The organism is Gardnerella sp. c12Ub_1, assembly GCF_055804375.1.
The window spans coordinates 252,752-271,255 of record NZ_JANUZC010000001.1; the positions used below are offsets into that span (position 1 = coordinate 252,752).

Annotated in this window: 14 protein-coding genes; 13 read left to right on the plus strand and 1 reads right to left on the minus strand. The window is 41.1% G+C overall.

Annotated features, from left to right (window positions below):
• Positions 1 to 110: 110 nt before the first annotated feature.
• From NYP65_RS01025 to pyrE, 3 genes are all read left to right on the plus strand, one after another.
• Positions 111 to 995, plus strand: coding sequence for a dihydroorotate dehydrogenase electron transfer subunit (locus NYP65_RS01025; RefSeq protein ID WP_101896561.1), 885 nt, complete (start codon positions 111 to 113; stop codon positions 993 to 995).
• A 10-nt stretch (positions 996 to 1,005) separates the two neighbouring features.
• The gene (locus NYP65_RS01030) at positions 1,006 to 1,989 is read left to right on the plus strand and encodes a dihydroorotate dehydrogenase (protein ID WP_016635432.1); all 984 of its coding nucleotides are present in this window, start codon (positions 1,006 to 1,008) and stop codon (positions 1,987 to 1,989) included.
• Positions 1,990 to 2,086: 97 nt separating this feature from the next.
• Positions 2,087 to 2,779: an orotate phosphoribosyltransferase gene (pyrE, locus tag NYP65_RS01035; RefSeq protein ID WP_060785950.1), complete on the plus strand. Its 693-nt coding sequence runs from the start codon at positions 2,087 to 2,089 to the stop codon at positions 2,777 to 2,779.
• A 96-nt stretch (positions 2,780 to 2,875) separates the two neighbouring features.
• On the opposite strand, the gene NYP65_RS01040 is transcribed toward pyrE, so the two are convergent.
• On the minus strand, positions 2,876 to 5,335 hold the full coding sequence (locus NYP65_RS01040) for a BspA family leucine-rich repeat surface protein (protein ID WP_473410494.1): 2,460 nt from the start codon (positions 5,333 to 5,335) through the stop codon (positions 2,876 to 2,878).
• A 196-nt stretch (positions 5,336 to 5,531) separates the two neighbouring features.
• On the opposite strand from NYP65_RS01040, the gene NYP65_RS01045 reads away from it, so the two are divergent.
• From NYP65_RS01045 to NYP65_RS01090, 10 genes are all read left to right on the plus strand, one after another.
• On the plus strand, positions 5,532 to 6,491 hold the full coding sequence (locus NYP65_RS01045) for a hypothetical protein (RefSeq protein ID WP_102704558.1): 960 nt from the start codon (positions 5,532 to 5,534) through the stop codon (positions 6,489 to 6,491).
• A gap of 126 nt (positions 6,492 to 6,617) precedes the next feature.
• Positions 6,618 to 7,181, plus strand: coding sequence for an elongation factor P (efp, locus tag NYP65_RS01050; protein ID WP_004133058.1), 564 nt, complete (start codon positions 6,618 to 6,620; stop codon positions 7,179 to 7,181).
• 26 nt (positions 7,182 to 7,207) lie between these two features.
• Positions 7,208 to 7,678, plus strand: coding sequence for a transcription antitermination factor NusB (nusB, locus tag NYP65_RS01055; protein ID WP_004133060.1), 471 nt, complete (start codon positions 7,208 to 7,210; stop codon positions 7,676 to 7,678).
• A 318-nt stretch (positions 7,679 to 7,996) separates the two neighbouring features.
• Complete coding sequence (carA, locus tag NYP65_RS01060) at positions 7,997 to 9,211, plus strand: glutamine-hydrolyzing carbamoyl-phosphate synthase small subunit (protein ID WP_004133062.1); 1,215 nt, start codon at positions 7,997 to 7,999, stop codon at positions 9,209 to 9,211.
• A 29-nt stretch (positions 9,212 to 9,240) separates the two neighbouring features.
• On the plus strand, positions 9,241 to 12,636 hold the full coding sequence (gene carB / locus NYP65_RS01065) for a carbamoyl-phosphate synthase large subunit (RefSeq protein WP_473410495.1): 3,396 nt from the start codon (positions 9,241 to 9,243) through the stop codon (positions 12,634 to 12,636).
• 3 nt (positions 12,637 to 12,639) lie between these two features.
• Positions 12,640 to 13,539 carry an orotidine-5'-phosphate decarboxylase gene (gene pyrF / locus NYP65_RS01070; RefSeq protein WP_101889319.1) on the plus strand — a complete coding sequence of 300 codons (900 nt, stop codon included), beginning with the start codon at positions 12,640 to 12,642 and terminating at the stop codon, positions 13,537 to 13,539.
• A 22-nt stretch (positions 13,540 to 13,561) separates the two neighbouring features.
• Positions 13,562 to 14,176: a guanylate kinase gene (gmk, locus tag NYP65_RS01075; RefSeq protein WP_016635440.1), complete on the plus strand. Its 615-nt coding sequence runs from the start codon at positions 13,562 to 13,564 to the stop codon at positions 14,174 to 14,176.
• Positions 14,177 to 14,319: 143 nt separating this feature from the next.
• Positions 14,320 to 14,604 (plus strand): DNA-directed RNA polymerase subunit omega, encoded by a 285-nt coding sequence (gene rpoZ, locus NYP65_RS01080; protein WP_004130985.1) that lies wholly within the window; start codon positions 14,320 to 14,322, stop codon positions 14,602 to 14,604.
• Positions 14,605 to 14,758: 154 nt separating this feature from the next.
• Positions 14,759 to 15,985 carry a methionine adenosyltransferase gene (metK, locus tag NYP65_RS01085; protein ID WP_473410496.1) on the plus strand — a complete coding sequence of 409 codons (1,227 nt, stop codon included), beginning with the start codon at positions 14,759 to 14,761 and terminating at the stop codon, positions 15,983 to 15,985.
• A gap of 39 nt (positions 15,986 to 16,024) precedes the next feature.
• Complete coding sequence (locus tag NYP65_RS01090) at positions 16,025 to 18,496, plus strand: primosomal protein N' family DNA-binding protein (RefSeq protein ID WP_473410497.1); 2,472 nt, start codon at positions 16,025 to 16,027, stop codon at positions 18,494 to 18,496.
• Positions 18,497 to 18,504: the final 8 nt, after the last annotated feature.

Here is an 18,504-nt window from a genome sequence, read left to right on the forward strand (position 1 = left end):
CTACAAATCGTAAGTTATAAGTTTCAAATTATAAATCGCAAGTTGTAAATCGCAAATTATATATAACTAAAAACTAAACAGTTACACATTAAACAAGATAGGGCAAATACATGAGTGATGGCATGTTTATTCAAACTCGAAAATCTTCTAGAGGCTTTATATTTACTATTCGCGAAAGCTCTTTAGACTATTCGGGTTCAGATTCTAGTAAGCCAAAATATAGCCGTCTTTTAGGAAGGCGCCCAATAGAAGTTCTTGATAATCAAAAGCTTGACGAAGGTGTGTATCGCTTAGTTTTGCGCGATGATGCTATTGCTAAAACGGCCACTCCTGCGCAATTTGTTAACTTATATTCTCCAGATTCTACAACTATGCTTCCTAGGCCATTTGGTGTTGCAAGCGTTGATGGAGACACTTTTAGTCTTATTTTTGCTGTTATTGGTAAGGGCACTGCCGAATTTGCACAGCTTAAAGCAGGTGACACTGTAGATGCTTTAGGGCCATTAGGATTGGGCTTTGATATTTCTAAGCCAGCGCACTATGTTCTTGTAAGCGGAGGATTGGGCGTTCCTCCTTTGATTTGTGCTGCTCAAGCGATTTCAAAAAACAAGGATTGCAAAGTGAGTGCAGTGCTCGGGTATCGCGATAATCATTTTGCTGACTCGTTTATGAAGGAATACGTTGATGATGTTTATAGCATTAGCAACGCGCAAGGAACTGTTATTACTTTGCTTAATGAGCTAGAGCAAGAAAATTATTTTGATTTTAATGGCGATTTGCCTATTGTTATTCTTTCTTGCGGACCTATGCCAATGATGAAAGCTGTAGCTCATTGGGCACATGAGCGTAATGTTAAATGTCAGCTAAGCCTAGAAGCAAGAATGGGATGCGGCTATGGAACTTGTGTTGCTTGCGTTGTAGATACTTTAGAAGGCAGACTTAAAGTTTGTAACGAAGGACCAGTGTTTGACGCTGAAAGATTAGGCTGGGAGTAAAGGAAAGAACATGAGCAATGAAACAAATAATGCTTTAGAAAACGCGCAAAATAATGCGCAAAATCTTGGTTTTGACACTAGCCACGTTTGGAAGCACTCAACTAAAGTTGCGGGAGTTGAGTGGAAAAACATGGTTGGAACAGCGTCTGGAACGTTCCAACTTGCAGCTTGCGCGCACTTTTATGACGTTAGCCAACTTGGAGCAATTTGTACAAAAGGTGTTTCCCCAGTTCCTTGGGAGGGTAATCCTTCTCCGCGCACTGCAGAATCGCCTTCTGGAATGGTGAATGCTGTTGGTTTGCAAAATCCTGGAGTTGATCACTATTTAGTAGACGAGCTTCCAAAGTTAAAAAAGCTTGGAGCGCTTGTAATCACAAATGTTGCAGGCCACAGTGACGAAGATTATGCGCAAGTTGTTGAAAAGCTTGCGGATTCCGCGGCAGATATGCTAGAGATTAACGTTAGCTGCCCAAATGTAACTCATGGCGGAATGAGTGTTGGCACAGACCCAGTTGCATTGCATCGTTTAATTAAGCGACTTCGCGCAATGACAGATAAGCCGATGATTGTAAAAATGACGCCAAATGTTACAGATATTGTTTCGATTTGCAAAGCTGCTGTTGACGCTGGCGCAGATGCTTTAAGCATGATTAATACTTTAGTTGGATTGAGAATTGACATTCGCACAGGCGAGCCGATTATTGCAAACCGTACGGGCGGTGTTTCTGGTCCTGCAATCTTCCCGATTGGTCTTGGATTTGTGTGGCGAGTGCGTCAAGCTATGCCAGATATTCCAATCATTGGTATTGGTGGCATTGATTCTGGAGAGAAAGCTTTGGAATACTTGTATGCTGGCGCTAATGCTGTAGAAGTTGGGGCGGCCGCTCTTGTGGACCCAACTGCTCCGATTCGCATTGCGCGTGAGCTTGACGATTTGCTTGATTCTCGACCAAAGCTTGCATCTTTGCTTAAAGAAGGCAAAACTTGGCGATGAAATTTAATACAGTAAAACAATTTATTTAAGACAGATTATTTAAGACAGATTATTTAAGACAGATTATTTAAGACAGATTTAACAAGGAGAGTTAATTATGGCACAATTACACGAGGATTTTACAAAGTTTTTGCTTGATTCAGGCGCACTTAAATTTGGTGATTTTACGCTTAAGTCTGGTCGCCAATCGCCTTACTTTATTAACGCTGGTGCTTTTGACGACGGCATGAAAATCGCTTCTCTTGGCGATTATTACGCTCAAAGAATTGTTGCAGCAATCAAAGATGGTATTCTTTCTAACAATATTGACACAGTTTTTGGTCCTGCTTATAAAGGCATTCCGCTGGCAGTTTCTACGTCTATGGCTTTAACAAATAATTACAATATGCCAGTTGGTTTTACTTTTGATAGAAAAGAGCGAAAAGACCACGGCGACGGCGGAATGATGGTTGGAAAGCCGCTAAAAGACGGCATGAATGTGTTGCTAGTTGACGACGTTATGACTGCTGGAACTGCAGTTCGCGAAACTTTGCCAAAGCTTAAAGCAGAAGCAAATGTGCAAGTTGTTGGCTTGATTTTGGCAGTAGATAGAATGGAGCGCACAAAAGACAGTGATCTTTCTGCAGTAAAAGCAGTAGAGCAAGAGTTTGGATTCCCAGTGCTTCCAATTGCAAACGTGCGCGAAATCTTCGATGCAGCCAAGAATATTAGTAATTCAAACGGCGAGCCTGTAATGAATCAGCAGTTAGCAGATCGCGCTGCTAAATATCTTATTCAATATGGCGCTTGATATATGGCGTTTTAATAAAATATCTTAAAGTTTTCCGCAAAATGTTGTAAACATGTTGTGTAGAACAACATTTTGCGGAAAATTATTGCAAATGTTTTAGTTTTTCTTTAGAGTAAAGGTTGCAATTCCAGTAATTGCAACAACAAATACAACTAATATAGCAATAGCTAATACATGCGTATTATTGGTTGAAGAGGCTGCTTTCGCAATATAGCTGTTATTTGTTAGTGCGTCCTTCTTTTTGTTTACGCTTTTACTTGAATCATTATCTTTAGAGTTGTTTTCTTTAGAATAATCGTTTTGCAAATCTTTGTAATCAGCGTTATTGCTGATTGAGTTGCTGCTTTGTTCGGTTTGATTCTTATTTGTTACAGTTTTGTTGGCGATTTCTGCTTTGTAAGAAGTATCTTGATTTTCTTGTTGCGATTTAGCAGATTCTGCAGTTTTAGGTTCTGCAACCTTTTGTTGTTCTGCAGTATATGTTTTCGCATCAACACTGGTTTGATTATAACTACTATAATTGTAATCATCTTTATTAAAAGGAATGAATAATAATTTGTTCAAACTGTAATCAGAATCAGAATCATGGTCCGAAGATTCAGATCTACTAGGCTCAACAACGTTTGAAGTTTCCTTTTGAATGCTTTTAGTTTTAACAGTCAAATTAAAATCTTTACTTAAATCAAGATTGCTTAAATCTGTATTAAAAGCAGAGTTCCCATTATTCCAATCTGTAATCACTTCGTCTTTTAAGCCTAGAATTGTAGATAAAGTTGCGTTTGCTTTTTCTATACCTAGATTTCGGAAGTCAGTTATTTTATTATTTGAATCTTTACAGTTAACAATTGCATCAACAAAATTATGTTTTCCATTCGTATTAACTAAGCAATTAATATTAGCATCGCCGTGTTTTATTGTAGCCATAAAGTATCCGCGTAAGAATCTTCTAGAGCCGCTTTCTTTGCTTTGTTTTGCGTTATTTTCTATTAAATCTTTTGCACTATTTGAGAATCCACCTTCTTTAATAAGAAGATTTCCATTTTGTGTGCTTGCTTCTTTCCAAATGTCATTAAGTGCCGAAAGATTTGTTTGTTCGAGATTAACGCCAGATGGAATGGTAATATCAACGATTTTGCTGCCGCCAAACATGTTTTTAACACCTTGGTTTAATGAACCGGTTTGAATATTAAGAGCTTGTGTTAAATCCCACTTAGAAATATCTAGAGACGTTACAGAAGAGTTTGCAAACATATCGTTCATGTCTGTTGCGCTAGAAGTGTTCCAATTTTCGATTCCTGGTATTTGTGTTAAATTAGTAGTGTTTGAAAATGCTTTTCCCATATTCCAAACATTTTTTGTATTCCAATTTTCTAAGCCAGTTATCTTTTTAACGCCACTGTTGTCAAAAAGACCAACAATGTTTGAAACATAAGAAGTTTTCCATTTTCCAAGGTTGGCTTCTTTAAGTGAGGTTGTTCCAGTAAACATTTTTCCAATGTCGTTAGTATTGCTAATATCCCAGTTTTCAAGCGCTTTAATGTCTTCTAGCTTGTTGGCGTTCATAAACATTCTTCCCATTGAAGCTAGATTGTTGTTTGTAAACACTTCTAAGCCTTCGCTAGTTGTTAATCCGCTTTCTTCAAACATTCCAGTTGCTTCATCGCAGTAGGTGTTGTCCCAAGTAATTCCCTTAACGTTTGAAAGATTCTTTGCTTGGTAGAACATGTTGTTCATATGATGAACATTGCGCGTTTTAAAGTTTCTAATGCCGTCTGCAGATTCGATTGCGCTGCCTTCAAACATGCTAGTCATGTCTGTAACGTTGTTAGTGTTCCACTTTTCGTCTAATCCGTGAACTGTGCGCAAATTTTTTGTGTTTCTAAACATTAGCTGCATGTTTTCAACGTTGCTAACGTCCCAGTTAGATATTGGATTTATGCTGATTATTCCGCTATCTTCAAACAGGCTGCTCATATCTGTTACGCGGCTTGTATCCCAGTCTTTAGTTCCATTAATGTTTTTTAGCTTAGGAGTTGAAGAAAACATTCCAGACATATCTTCTACATTAGAAGTGTCAAATAAATCCAAATTGTTTATTGTTTCTAGATTTGCAAAGTTTGAAAACAGATTGCTAGCACCGTTACCGAGTTGAATTTTTCCAGCATTTTCAGTTTGATCGCCTGATTGAACAATATTTATGACTTTGACTTTAGCTGTATCAAAATTTACGCCATCTTGGTTGTTTTTATTAGAGGAAATTATTTTTTCAATTGAGTTAGATGCAAAATCTGTCCCGCTAATTTTTGATATTTCAAGAGTGTTAGTTGATTCGTCCAACTTCCACTTTAGTCCAGTAGGAGTTGGGTCAAATAAACCCTGATATTTTGCTTCGTGCCAAATGTTTGGTGTATTTTCTGTGTTTTTTGGATTAGATGCAACAGATTCGTTATACTGCGTTAGCCCAGTGTTTAATTTTTCGCGAGCAATGGCTTGAGTTGGTATTAGTGAGAAAATTATTACTAAAGATAAGCAAGATGCGAATATATTTTTTCTCATGGTTTCTCTTCTCGGTTAAATCATGCGTATGTTCGTTCTTGTTAGAACATGTTAAATATATCAGTCTTTATGAATAAAGTAAAGATAATATGTTAGTTTATGTTCTTTTTTTGTAAAAATAATTATAAATTAGTGTTTTATAATGATGCTTTTATATGTGAGTAAAAATATCAAAAGATTGTATTAATCTCATAATATGGAAAACAGCAATAATAAGTACCAAGAATCAGAAGATTTGGATGATATCGCTTCCTTTAATAATCAAGATGAGTATGAGCAAGAAAATATTTTTGGATCTTCTAATGATGATTCAAACAACTCCTTGTTAAGCGATAAAAAGGCTATTGCTGTTATTGTTTGTGTATCTCTTATATCAATCGGAGTCGTTGCTGGATTAGGGTTTGTATTATTTGCTAATAACTCTAAGACTAATCTAAAAGCAAGTGAGCCTTCTAAAAATTGCGTTCAATTGCGCAAAAAAGTAATCAATGCTAAAGAAGAGCTTAAAAAAATTGTATCAAGTCAAGATGTTAAAGATGCTTCTAATATAAAAGCTGCTGATTTTGATGAAGATTTTGATGCAGCTAAAGACGCTGCAGATGATTTTGAATCTTCTCTAAGCTACGCTAATGATGACTTAAACGATGATATTCCAGCATGCCCACTTGGCGCGGATTCTTACGATTCTACAAGAGTTGAAAATAAGCTTTCAGACAAATTGGATTCTTTGCGTAAAGATGCTGATTCTGTTAAAACGCATGCAAAGAATTTACTAAAAACTAGCAGAACTGCTTTTGGAGATCAATTGTTAAATCTTGTTAAAAAAGCTAGAGAGCTTGTAGAAAAAGCGAAAAATTTGCCTATTTTAGCTGATGCTTCTAAAAGCCTAGAAGATGCTATTAATGATGCTGGGAATGCTCTTGCTAAAAGCACCAATAATTATCAAGAATTAAAGCAGGCTTATCAAAAAATAAAAGCTGTTATAAGCCAGTACGAAGATAGAATTAAAAAAGTGAGCGATAGATTTTTAAGTAGAGATGGCAATGGGTATCCTTTTGATGCTCCACATCCTAAGGATGATCAAGGTGGCTATATTCCAATGGGTCGTAGTCAAAACTCAGAGTCTTTGGAACAAAACGATCAGAGTAACGAATAATTGCGTTAAATGCGGTTGTTATTTTAGTTGTTATTTTAATTAGTTGACGCTTTGTGGCATAATAAGCAAGGTTTATTTCTTAGCTGCACGCATTGCAGCTTTATTAGCGAAAGAAACGGATAACTCGTGGCACAGACTACCAATGATATTAAAAATGGATCGGTTTTGAACCTTGAAGGTCAGCTTTGGACTGTTGTTAAGTTCCAGCACGTAAAGCCAGGCAAAGGTCCTGCTTTCGTTCGTACCACCATTAAGAACGTGCTCTCGGGCAAGATTGTCGATAAGACTTTTAACGCCGGCATGAAGATGGAGTTCGAGACCGTTGATAACCGTACTTTGCAATACTCTTACGAAGACGGCGATAACTTTGTGTTTATGGATATGACAACCTACGACCAGGTGTACATTCCTAAGGATTTGGTTGGAGAGCAAAGCAAGTATCTTCTTGAAGGAACTGATTGCATTGTTAGCTTCCATGATGGCACTCCTTTGAGCGTAGAGCTTCCAGCGTCTGTAATTTTGACGATTACTCACACTGAGCCAGGCTTGCAAGGCAACCGTTCTAACGCTGGCACTAAGCCTGCAACAGTTGAGACTGGTGCTGAAATTCAGGTTCCACTCTTTGTTGGCGAAGGCGAAAAGGTTAAGGTCGATACTCGTGACGGCTCTTACCTTGGTCGCGAAAACTAGTAAAAACTTATAAAAAGGACGCTAATATGGCACGCTCCACTGCTCGAAAGAGGGCATTGAACACTCTTTATGAGGCAGACGAGAAAAGTCAGAATATTCTTTCTTTACTCGACGAACGTTTGAAAGAGCCAGGCGCGCAAACTCCTCTTCCAGATTATGCTGTTGATATTATTCGCGGAGTAGGAGAGCGCAGAAATAGGATTGATAAAACCTTAAATCGCTATTCAACAGGATGGAAAGTTGGAAGAATGGCGGTTATTGACCGCAATATTTTGCGCATTGCTGTTTGGGAGATTCTTCTAAACGACGAAGTGCCAGATAAAGTTGCGATTGACGAGGCAATTGCTCTTTCTAAAACATATAGTGATGATGAAGCAATCACCTTTATTCATGGTCTTTTAAGCGCAATTGTTTCCGATAAAGACGCTTGCTTGGCTAAGTTTAATGGTGAATCTGGGGAATCTGGTGAAGATGCTTCTGCGGAAGCTGCTGAATAAATTTTCTGTAATTGCTTTCCTATTTGGCTACAAATATCGTGTATTTTGACAGTTTCTTTACTTGCGTGTAAAGGAAAAGTCGAAATCTTGCGAAATGTTTCACGCGAATCTGCACTGCCTTCGTCAATCGAGACGAAGGCAGACCTCGCTTGCGTTGAAAGCACCCCATGCTTTCAACCTTGAGCAAGCTCGGCGCTCCGAATTGCTTTCGCATGCTACGCTTTGAGTGCGAAAGCAGGTCGGAGCGCATCGGCGCGTCGCCGTCCGCCAATATGAGTAGACTTACCACGAATAACCTAAAGCCATAAGGGGGTTAAGGTGGGCTATAACGACACCTTCGCCGGATTCGGCACTGATGATGCAGTATTAGTATTGGAAGACGGGCAAGTTTACGTTGGTAAACCATTTGGCGCAAAAGGTTCTACACGCGCTGAAATCGTGTTCTCTACAGGAATGACTGGTTACCAAGAAACACTTACTGATCCAAGTTATGATCAACAAATAGTTGTTCAAACGTTCCCACACATAGGAAACACGGGAATAAACGGCGAAGACCCAGAGTCGTCAAAAATATGGGTTGCAGGATATGTGGTAAAAGCTCCAAGTCCAAATGTTAGCAATTGGAGAGCCACTGGTTCCTTGGAAGATGATTTAGAAAAACAAGGTATTGTAGGAATCAGTGGTATTGATACAAGAATGCTGGTACGACATTTACGCTCAGTTGGCGTTATGCGTGCTGGCATTTTTTCTAATGATGCTCTTATAGATAAAACTACTGGAGCAATTCGCACAGTCTCATCTTTTGTAAATGAGATTAAAGAAACTCCTCAAATGCAAGGTTTGCGACTAACAGACGAAGTTAGCACACAAGAAGCTTATACGATTGAGCCTTGCGGGGATTATGAAGGCAAAGAGCCTCTTTACACTGTTGTAGCTGTTGACTTTGGAATAAAAGCCATGACTCCTCACCGTTTGGCGCAGCGTGGATGCCGTGTGCACGTTGTAAGCTCCTCAATAAGCTTTGAGTCGCTTCAAGCGCTTAACGCAGATGGCGTGTTCTTCTCGAATGGCCCTGGAGACCCTGCTCAAGCAAATCGCGAAGTGGAATTATTGCGTAACGTGTTAGACGCAGGATACCCATTCTTTGGAATATGCTTTGGAAACCAATTGCTTGGTCGCGCGCTCGGCTTTGGAACATACAAGCTTAAGTTTGGTCATCGTGGCATAAATCAGCCTGTAAAAGACGTGACTACCGGAAAAGTAGAAGTTACGGCTCATAATCACGGATTTGCTGTAGATGCTCCTATTGGCAAGACTGTTCAGTCTCCTTACGAAAATGGCCATTTTGGTCGCGTAATAGTGTCTCATGTAGATCTTAACGACAATGTTGTAGAAGGCTTGCAATGCCTTGATATTCCAGCTTTTTCTGTGCAATATCACCCAGAAGCAGCCGCAGGACCTCACGACGCATCATACTTGTTTGATCGCTTTGTAGAACTTATGCAAAATCACAAGAATAAGAGCGAAAAATAGTAGGTATAAAGAGATAAAAGGAATTTATAATGCCAAAACGCGATGATATTAAGTCTGTAATGGTGATTGGTTCTGGCCCAATCGTAATTGGTCAGGCTGCAGAATTTGACTATTCGGGAACGCAAGCTTGCCGAGTGCTTCACGAAGAAGGAATCCGCGTAATCCTTGTAAACTCTAATCCTGCTACGATTATGACGGATCCAGAGCTTGCAGATGCAACATACATTGAGCCAATAGACACGGCGATTTTGGAGCGCATTATTGCTAAAGAGAAGCCAGACGCGCTTCTTCCAACGCTAGGCGGCCAAACTGCGCTTAATGCTGCAATGGACTTGGGGCGTGCAGGAATCCTAAAAAAGTACAATGTGGAGCTTATTGGCGCATCTTTGGAAGCAATTGATCGCGGTGAAGATCGTGAGCTTTTTAAGAAAGTCGTAGAAAAAGCTGGAGCAGAAAGCGCAAAATCCTTTATTGCTCACTCAATTGAAGAAGTAGACAAGATTGTTGAAACGCTTGGATACCCAGTAGTGGTACGCCCAAGCTTTACAATGGGCGGCTTAGGATCTGGAATTGCTCACAATCAAGAAGAATTACACCGTATTGCGGGAGCTGGCATCCACTATTCTCCAACAGACGAAGTGCTTATTGAAGAAGGCATTGAAGGCTGGAAGGAATTTGAGCTGGAGCTTATGCGAGATTCTAAAGACAACGTTGTTGTTGTGTGCCCAATCGAAAACGTTGATCCTGTAGGCGTTCACACGGGAGACTCGATTACTGTTGCTCCATGCTTTACGCTAACGGATCGCGAGTATCAAAAGATGCGCGATATTGGCATTGCGATTATTCGAGGCGTAGGCGTTGATACAGGCGGTTGCAATATTCAATTCGCAATCAACCCTAAGACTGGTCGCATAATCGTAATCGAAATGAATCCGAGAGTTTCGCGTTCTTCTGCGCTCGCATCTAAAGCAACTGGCTTCCCAATCGCAAAAATCGCCACAAAACTTGCGCTCGGCTACACTTTGGACGAAATTCAAAACGATATTACGCGTTCAACGCCTGCAAGCTTTGAGCCAACGATTGACTATGTTGTAACTAAGATTCCACGTTTTGCTTTCGAAAAGTTCCCTGGAGCAGACACTACGCTTACTACTTCTATGAAGTCGGTTGGCGAAGCAATGGCTTTGGCTGGAAACTTCCAGGAGTCCCTAGGAAAAGCAATGCGCTCAATCGATAAGCGCCACGCATGCTTTAACTGGGACGGAGAGCGCCCGAGCAAAGAAGAAGTTAATAGACTTCTTGAAGAAATGCACACGCCAACAGAGCACCGCTACTTGCAAATTCAGCGCGCGCTTTGGGGCGGAGCAACTCCAGAGCAGATTTTTGACGCAACAAAAATCGACCCATGGTTTGTTGAGCACCTTTCGTTAATTAACAAAACAGCGCTAGAGGTTCGTGAAGCAGAAAACTTGACGCCAAAAGTGTTAAAGAGCGCTAAGCTTGCAGGCCTTTCGGATGTTCAAATTGCGCATTTGCGTAATCTTGGCGACGAAGGCGAAAACATGGTTAGAGAGCTTCGATGGGCCTATGGATTGCATCCTGTTTACAAAACGGTTGACACTTGCGCTGCCGAGTTCGACGCTGTAACACCTTACTACTATTCTTGCTACGCTCAAGAAAGCGAGCTTAAGCCGCGCAATCGCGAAGCTGTGATTATTCTTGGATCTGGTCCAAATAGAATCGGCCAGGGTATTGAGTTTGACTACACTTGCGTTCACGCTGTGCAAGAGCTGGGTAAGGATTACGACACAATCATGGTTAATTGCAATCCTGAAACAGTTTCTACAGACTACGATATGTCGGATCGTCTTTACTTTGAGCCGCTTACCTTCGAAGACGTGCTTGAGATTTATCAAGCAGAAAAGAAGCTTGGACCGGTTAAAGGCGTGATTGTTCAGCTTGGTGGTCAAACTCCGCTTTCGCTTGCAGCTCGCCTTAAAGCTGCAGGTGTTCCGATTTTGGGAACGACTCCTGAGGCCATTGATTTGGCGGAAAATCGCGAGCTTTTCGGCGAGGTTCTTCGCCAAGAAGGCATGAATGCTCCGCGCTACGGCACTGCTTTAAGTCTTGAAGAAGCTAAAGATGCAGCTCACGCAATCGGATACCCGGTTCTTGTACGACCAAGCTACGTGCTTGGTGGTCGTGGCATGGAAATCGTTTACGACGATGCTCAGCTTGCAAAATACGTAGATCGCGCTTTGCAAGAAGCTAGAGCAGACACTGTTGTTTCTGGTCGCTTGCCTTCGCCTCTTTTGATTGATAAGTTCCTCCAAGATGCTATTGAGATTGACGTTGACGCGCTTTACGACGGAAACGAGCTTTATATTGGCGGAATTATGGAGCATGTTGAAGAGGCTGGTGTGCACTCTGGCGATGCTGCTTGCACTCTTCCTCCAAGCACGCTTTCCGACGATCAAATTCGCCGCCTTAGGGAGGGCACGCTTTCGATTGCTCGCGGATGCTCGGTTCGTGGTCTTATTAACGTTCAATACGCTTTTATGGCAAACACTTTGTACGTGATTGAGGCAAATCCGAGAGCGTCTAGAACTGTTCCGTTTGCTTCTAAAGCTACGGGTGTTGCTCTTGCTAAAGCTGCTGCTCGAATTATGTCTGGAGAAACAATCGAACAGCAGCGAAAGCGCGGTCTTCTTCTTCCAAAGGGAGATGGCGGAGATATTCACCCAGGCCAGCAGGTTGCTATTAAGGCTTCCGTCTTGCCTTTTAAGCGTTTCCGCACGCCTGTTGGTAGAACAGTTGATATTTTGCTTGGTCCAGAAATGCGTTCTACTGGAGAAGTTATGGGCTTCGACCGCGACTTCCCACATGCTTTTGCTAAGAGTCAGCTTGCAGCATACAAGGGCGGTTTGCCTACAAGTGGCAACGTGTTTGTGTCTGTAAGCGATGCAGATAAACGCCAATTGCCTCTTCTTGCAGTGCGCTTAGTAGAACTTGGATTTACGATTTGGGCTACAGAAGGTACGGCATCTGTTCTTAGACGCTACGGCATTGATTCCGTTATTGTTGACAAGCTCTCAAGCCAAGGCGACACGGCGAAGGATGTACGAAATGACGTGCCTTCGCGCGAAAGAATCGGCAAAAACGTGGTTGAGCTGATTGAGAATGGTAAGATTGATATGGTGTTGAACACGCCGAATTCAAGAGGGTCGCGTACGGATGGTTATGCTATTCGTGCAGCTGCTGTTGCAGCAGACCTTCCGCAATTCACAACAATTACGGAGTTTGCACCAGTTCTTATGGCTATAGAAGCCGTTAAGAACAACGATTACCAAGTGATGAGCATTCAGGAGCATGCAAAGCAACTGTTTGCAATCGAGAAGGCAGAAAACGAAGAAAGTCGGGCTTAATACATGACCGAAAGCATACGAGAGCAGGAATTGCGCGCGCAAAGATCCGATTTTGGATTGCGTCTAAAAAACGCTATGGCAAAATATGGGCCATTATGCGTTGGTATAGATCCGCACCGCAAAATGCTGCTTAATTGGGGATACAATATGGACGCTCAAGGAGCAGAATTGTTCTCCATGCGTATGCTTCAAGCCATGAACGGCAGAGCTGCTGCCGTAAAATTCCAGTCAAGCATGTTCGAGCGCTACGGGTCTAAGGGTTTCGCGGCGCTCGAACGAGTGCTGTATGCTGCAAGGCAAATGGATGTAATCACTATTGTTGATTGTGGTCATGGTGGTTTGTCTACAACAATCTCCGCTCTTGCAGACGCTTATTTTAAGCCAGATGCTCCTCTTCTTACAGATGCAATTACTCTTCTTCCATATTACGGAGCTAGGTCAATGGGTGGGTTGATTAATGAGGCTCTTAATAATGGCAAGGGTGTGTTTATTGCTTCGCTAACGTCTAATCGCGAAGGCGCTAGTTTGCAAACAGCAATTCGTCAAACTGGTTCATACCGTGGTACAACTGTTGCTCATGGTATTGCTCAAACTGCTCAAACTTTTAACAACAATACAAAGGGCATGGGTTCTGTTGGCTTAATTGTTGGAGCCACTATTGGAGATTGGATGAATGGCGGTGGAATCGATTTAACGAGTTTTACTGGCCCTATTCTTTCTCCAGGCTACGGCTGGCAGGGTGCGGAAGCTAACGATTTGAAAACGGTTTTTGCTGGAACTCACGGAAATGTTTTAGTAACTGTTTCTAGGTCTATTGCTTCGCACGGTCCAGATATTGGTGCATTATCTAATGCAACTGAACGAATAGCTTGGGATATTCGTCAAGCTTTAATGGATTCATAAAAATGATTTAAGAGAGTCAAATATGGTTAGTTTAGACAATACACAAAGTACGCAATCCATTAAAAGGCGATTGATTGTTCTTACTGGTCCTACTGCTGCTGGTAAGGGCACTGTTGAGGGGGTATTGCGCGAAAAACACCCTAATATTTGGCTTTCTGTTTCTGCGACTACAAGAAAGCCTCGCTACGACGAGTTTAATGGCATTCATTATTGGTTTATTGACGAAGAAGAGTTTGCTAGAAGGCAAAAGAACGGCGAATTTTTAGAGACGGCTCTTGTTCACGGAATGGCTCACTATGGTACTCTTCTTAAACCAGTTTTGGATCATCTTGCTCAAAACGTTCCAACGCTTCTAGAGATTGATCTTCAAGGAGCTAGAAGAGTAAAGCAAGAGGCTTCTAGACTTGGTTTGGAAGTTGTGTACGTGTTTATTGCTCCTCCTAGTTTTGAAGAGCTTAAGCGTAGGCTTATTGGTAGAGGTACAGAAACTCCTGAGCAACAAGCTAAGCGTTTGCAAACAGCAAAAGTGGAAATTGCTGCGTCTAGTGAGTTTGATTTTGTGATTGTTAATGACGATGCTAATCGCGCTGCGGACGAGCTTTGGAATATAATCGCTAAAGAATACGATTTAGATTAATCTTGATTAGTTTTAGTTTAGATTAGTTTAGATTAGTTTAGATCACTTTAGTTTAATTTTGATTAGTGTTTTGAATATCCTTGCAATAGCTTACAATTGTTTATTTGGAAACTATTGTGGCACCATAGAATATGGAGAACATTATGGCATTGGGCACTAAGCCAACACCTACGGGACTTGCAAATCCGCCTATTGATGATTTAATGCAGCATGCGGATTCCAAGTATGCGCTTGCCTTGTTTGCCGCAAAACGAGCACGGCAGATTAATTCTTATTTCACACAGCTTAACGAGGGATTGTTGCAAAACGTTGGTCCTCTTGTTGAGTATAAGAACCAAGAAAAGCCTCTTTCTATTGCATTCCGCGAGATTAATAAGGGTTTGCTAGTAGAGAATCTTGGTGAAGACGATGTGAACGAAGGAAACTGAGTTTTCTTTTTCGTTTAATTGCAGCCGTATTATCCTTGCGCTTACAATCGCGTGTGGGTATGCGGCTGCGATTGTTTTAATGCGCGATTTATAGAGTTAGCTTGATTAGAGAGTTAGCTTGATTTATAAAGTTATAAAGTTATAAAGGGGAATTATGAAAGAGTCTAAACTTATTTCTGCAGAATCTGTTACGGAAGGTCATCCAGATAAGCTTTGCGATCAGATTGCAGATGCAATTTTAGACGACATGCTTCGTCAAGATCCCCATGCGCATGTTGCTGTTGAAGTTTGCGCTTGCGTAGGCCAATTTGTTGTTTTTGGCGAAGTTAGGGGAGAAGTTTACACAGATATTCCTGGAATCGTAAGAAAAGTTGTGCGCGAAGTTGGATACAACAGTTCTTCGGTTGGCTTAGACGCTGATTTTTGTGGAGTAATGGTTTCGCTAACTGAGCAAAGCGCGGAGATAAATCAAGGTGTTTCTAGATTAGATTTAGAATCCGAAAATCTTGCGTCTAAAGAAGAACGCTACAAAAATCAAGGAGCAGGCGACCAGGGCGTTATGTTTGGTTATGCTAGCGACGAAACAGACACTTATATGCCTCTTCCAATCTATCTTGCTCATCGTCTTGCTCAACGCTTATCTTATGTTAGAAAGTCTGGAATTGTGCCAAATCTTCGACCAGACGGAAAAACACAAGTAACAATCGAGTATAACGAAAAGTTAGAGCCTATTCGCTTAGATACTGTTTTGATTTCCACTCAACATAGCCCTAATGTAAGCGTTGATTGGCTTAGAGAACAGCTTGTTAAAAACGTTGTAGAGCCTGTTCTTAGTAAAGTCTTAGAAAATCGCGTTGATTATAGCGATTATAGAATGCTTGTAAATCCTACAGGGTCGTTTGTTTTAGGCGGTCCTGCTGCAGACTCTGGATTGACTGGCAGAAAGATTATTGTAGACACTTATGGTGGAGCCGCTCATCATGGTGGCGGAGCTTTTTCTGGAAAAGACCCTAGTAAGGTAGATCGTTCTGCGGCATACGCTGCACGTTGGGTTGCTAAGAATCTTGTTGCTGCAGGTTTGGCTCATAAAGTAGAAGTGCAAGTCGCGTACGCAATTGGTATTGCGGAGCCTGTTAGCGTAAATGTAGAAACTTTTGGAACAGAAGCCAACGGAATTACGCGTTCGGATATTTCTGCAATAGTTCGCAAAGTCTTTGATTTGAGACCAGCTGCGATTATAGACGAGCTTGATTTGCTTATACCAATTTACTCTAAGACTTCTGCTTATGGTCATTTTGGCAGAAGTGATGTTGAGTTTCCTTGGGAAAAGTTGAATCGTGTTGAACAGATTAAAAATGAGGTAAAATCATTAAAAAAATGATTTGAAGTTTTATAAGGATTAATTTTATAAGGATTATTAATGCTTGAACAGTCTTCGTTGCAGCCTTCTTTAGAAGGTTTAGCGAAAAAATCGCACAGGCGCAAAAAGGGTGGTTCAACACCAATCCAAGCGAGTAACTGTGCGATTGCGCATGTTGTTTTAGACGTTCAAGCACCTCATCTTGGAAAAACTTTCGACTACATTGTTAGCCAATCGCAAGATGAAGACGCAAAGCCAGGGGTTATGGTTCGCGTAAAATTCGGCGCAAGACGAGTTAACGGAATCATATGGAGCAGAAGCGATTCAAGCGAAACGCCAAAATCTTCCCTAAAGTTTATTGAAAAAATTATTTCTAGCGAAAAAGTTGCATCTAAATCTTTTATGCAAGATATTTCGTCAATTGCAGAAGCTTATGGTGGAACTAGAGCGAATATTATTCGGCTCGCTTTGCCCAAAAGAATCGCTGGCGTAGATAAAGAGAATTTTTTAGACGATATTCACATGTCTAAAAGGCAAAAATGGACCATCGATTTTCGCAAAAGCTTAAAATCAAAAGATGACTGGCAACAGAATCAATATAGCGAATCGGAAAATCTTATAAAAACAACCGATGCTCGCATGTTTGCGTCTTACAAAAACGCGGACTTGTTAAAACAAGCGCTAGAAAACGTTCAAAAACCTTATTATTTGCATTCTAAAGATGACTTTACGTTAAGTACAACGAATAATTACAAAGCTTTTCTTGTAGATGCTTTGCCAGGAGCGTTTAGATGGGCGCAAGATTTAGCGTGGATTATTGCAAATGCTATAAGCGCTGGTCGTCAAGTTGCTGTTGTTTTGCCTACGATTCGAGAAGTGAGCGATGTTATGCGCTCGCTTATGGTTTACGGCCTTAAGCCTTATAAAAAGTCACAAAATTCTAATGGCGCTTTAAGTGGAGATGTTGCTCGTCTTTGCGCTTATGATTCTCCAGCAGATAGGTATAGAGCGTGGAGAGCCATAGAAAAGGGCATTGTTCCGTGCGTTTTAGGAACAAGGTCTGCAATGTATGCGCCAGTTGAGTCGCAAGCGCTTTTTGTGATTGTAGAAGATAGCGCATATCAGTATGCAGACGGCATGATGCCTTACGCACAAGCTAGAGGCGTTATGCGATTGCGCGCAAAAAATCATAATGGCGTATTTGTTTCAATGTCTTTTGCAAGAAGCGTTATTAGTCAAAGCGAAGTTGAAAACAAAAAATTAGCTCCTTTGGTTAGTGGCCATTTAGTAGAAGTTACGCCTTTTAAGTCTGTTGTTCAAAATGCAAGTCCTTGGGTTCGTCTTTTAAATTCAAATAATTTGACTAAAATAAATGACCCGAGTGTAGGTTCTAGAATACCGTACACTGCGCTAACTTCGATTAGACAAACTTTAGACGCTAAAATGCCTGTTTTGCTTGCCACTTGCCAAGATAGCGCTATTCAAAAAGCTGCGTGTAAAAAGTGCCATTGTATTGCTCGTTGCAAACGTTGCACTGGTCCGCTTGACTTGCCCTTAGACGGTTCTGCTCCTAAATGCGCGTGGTGTGGAAGTGTTGCAATAGGTTGGAAATGCTCGAATTGTTCTAGTAATTCTGGAGCAATTGAAGCTGTTCATATAGGCGTTAATTTTACAGCTAAAGAAGTGTTTAAGTTTTTTAAGGATGTTCCAATTATTGTTTCTTCTGCAAAACAAAAAAGCGGTGTTGTTGAGTGGGTTGAGCAAAAGCCGATGATTGTTATTAGCGCGCTTGGATCGCAGCCGCGTGTTTTAAGCGATTCTAAAGATTCTTGCGGGGAATATGGTCTTGTTGCGATTTTAGACGCGTGGACGAGTCTTTACAGCACGGGATTAGATGCTCGAATCGACACTTTGAACGCGTGGATGAAAGCGGCTTCTATGTGTGCTCCAAAAAGCAGAGACGGAAGCGTGCTTATTTTGGGAGAAACTTATGATGTTCTCGCTAAATCGTTAGAGGAGTGGGATTCTTCGATTCTTTCTAAACAAGAGCTTAAAGAAAGAGAAGATGCGCTTTTGCCTCCTTCTGTTTGCGTTGCAAGAATATGGGGGTTTAGGCAAGCTGTTGTAGATACGCTTAATGCGATTGGTGCAATGTGCGATTATGCGTGTGAAGACATTAGTGAAGACATTGCAAAAGTCGCAAGCAAAAATGGCAATTTAGATAGTTCTAGCAATCTTCCAATGTTAAAAGTCGAAACTAAAAATAGTAACTCTGTGGTTTCTGGCGATTCGAGCGAACCTGAATATCTTCCACCTTTACTTGGAATTGTTCCAATGAAGCCTCCTTCAACATTGCGCGAGCAAAATTCTCAACGATTTGAAGAATTAAACGATAGAGTTAAAGCAGTTGTAAGAGTGCCATTAGAATATAGAGATGAATTAGTTAATCGTTTGAAAAAAGAATGCGCAAAGCATTTTGCAATGCGGAAAAGTGGCGAATTAAAATTTAGTGTAGATCCTAAGGATTTGTAAAATCGCAT

Excerpts from the sequence above, each read along its gene's own strand:
- NYP65_RS01030 (WP_016635432.1), top strand. The coding sequence starts at position 1,006 with ATGAGCAATGAAACAAATAATGCTTTAGAAAACGCGCAAAATAATGCG.
- NYP65_RS01025 (WP_101896561.1), top strand. The coding sequence starts at position 111 with ATGAGTGATGGCATGTTTATTCAAACTCGAAAATCTTCTAGAGGCTTT.
- metK (WP_473410496.1), top strand. The coding sequence starts at position 14,759 with ATGAAAGAGTCTAAACTTATTTCTGCAGAATCTGTTACGGAAGGTCAT.
- nusB (WP_004133060.1), top strand. The coding sequence starts at position 7,208 with ATGGCACGCTCCACTGCTCGAAAGAGGGCATTGAACACTCTTTATGAG.
- NYP65_RS01045 (WP_102704558.1), top strand. The coding sequence starts at position 5,532 with ATGGAAAACAGCAATAATAAGTACCAAGAATCAGAAGATTTGGATGAT.
- rpoZ (WP_004130985.1), top strand. The coding sequence starts at position 14,320 with ATGGCATTGGGCACTAAGCCAACACCTACGGGACTTGCAAATCCGCCT.
- pyrE (WP_060785950.1), top strand. The coding sequence starts at position 2,087 with ATGGCACAATTACACGAGGATTTTACAAAGTTTTTGCTTGATTCAGGC.
- gmk (WP_016635440.1), top strand. The coding sequence starts at position 13,562 with ATGGTTAGTTTAGACAATACACAAAGTACGCAATCCATTAAAAGGCGA.
- carB (WP_473410495.1), top strand. The coding sequence starts at position 9,241 with ATGCCAAAACGCGATGATATTAAGTCTGTAATGGTGATTGGTTCTGGC.
- pyrF (WP_101889319.1), top strand. The coding sequence starts at position 12,640 with ATGACCGAAAGCATACGAGAGCAGGAATTGCGCGCGCAAAGATCCGAT.
- NYP65_RS01040 (WP_473410494.1), bottom strand. The coding sequence starts at position 5,335 with ATGAGAAAAAATATATTCGCATCTTGCTTATCTTTAGTAATAATTTTC.
- NYP65_RS01090 (WP_473410497.1), top strand. The coding sequence starts at position 16,025 with ATGCTTGAACAGTCTTCGTTGCAGCCTTCTTTAGAAGGTTTAGCGAAA.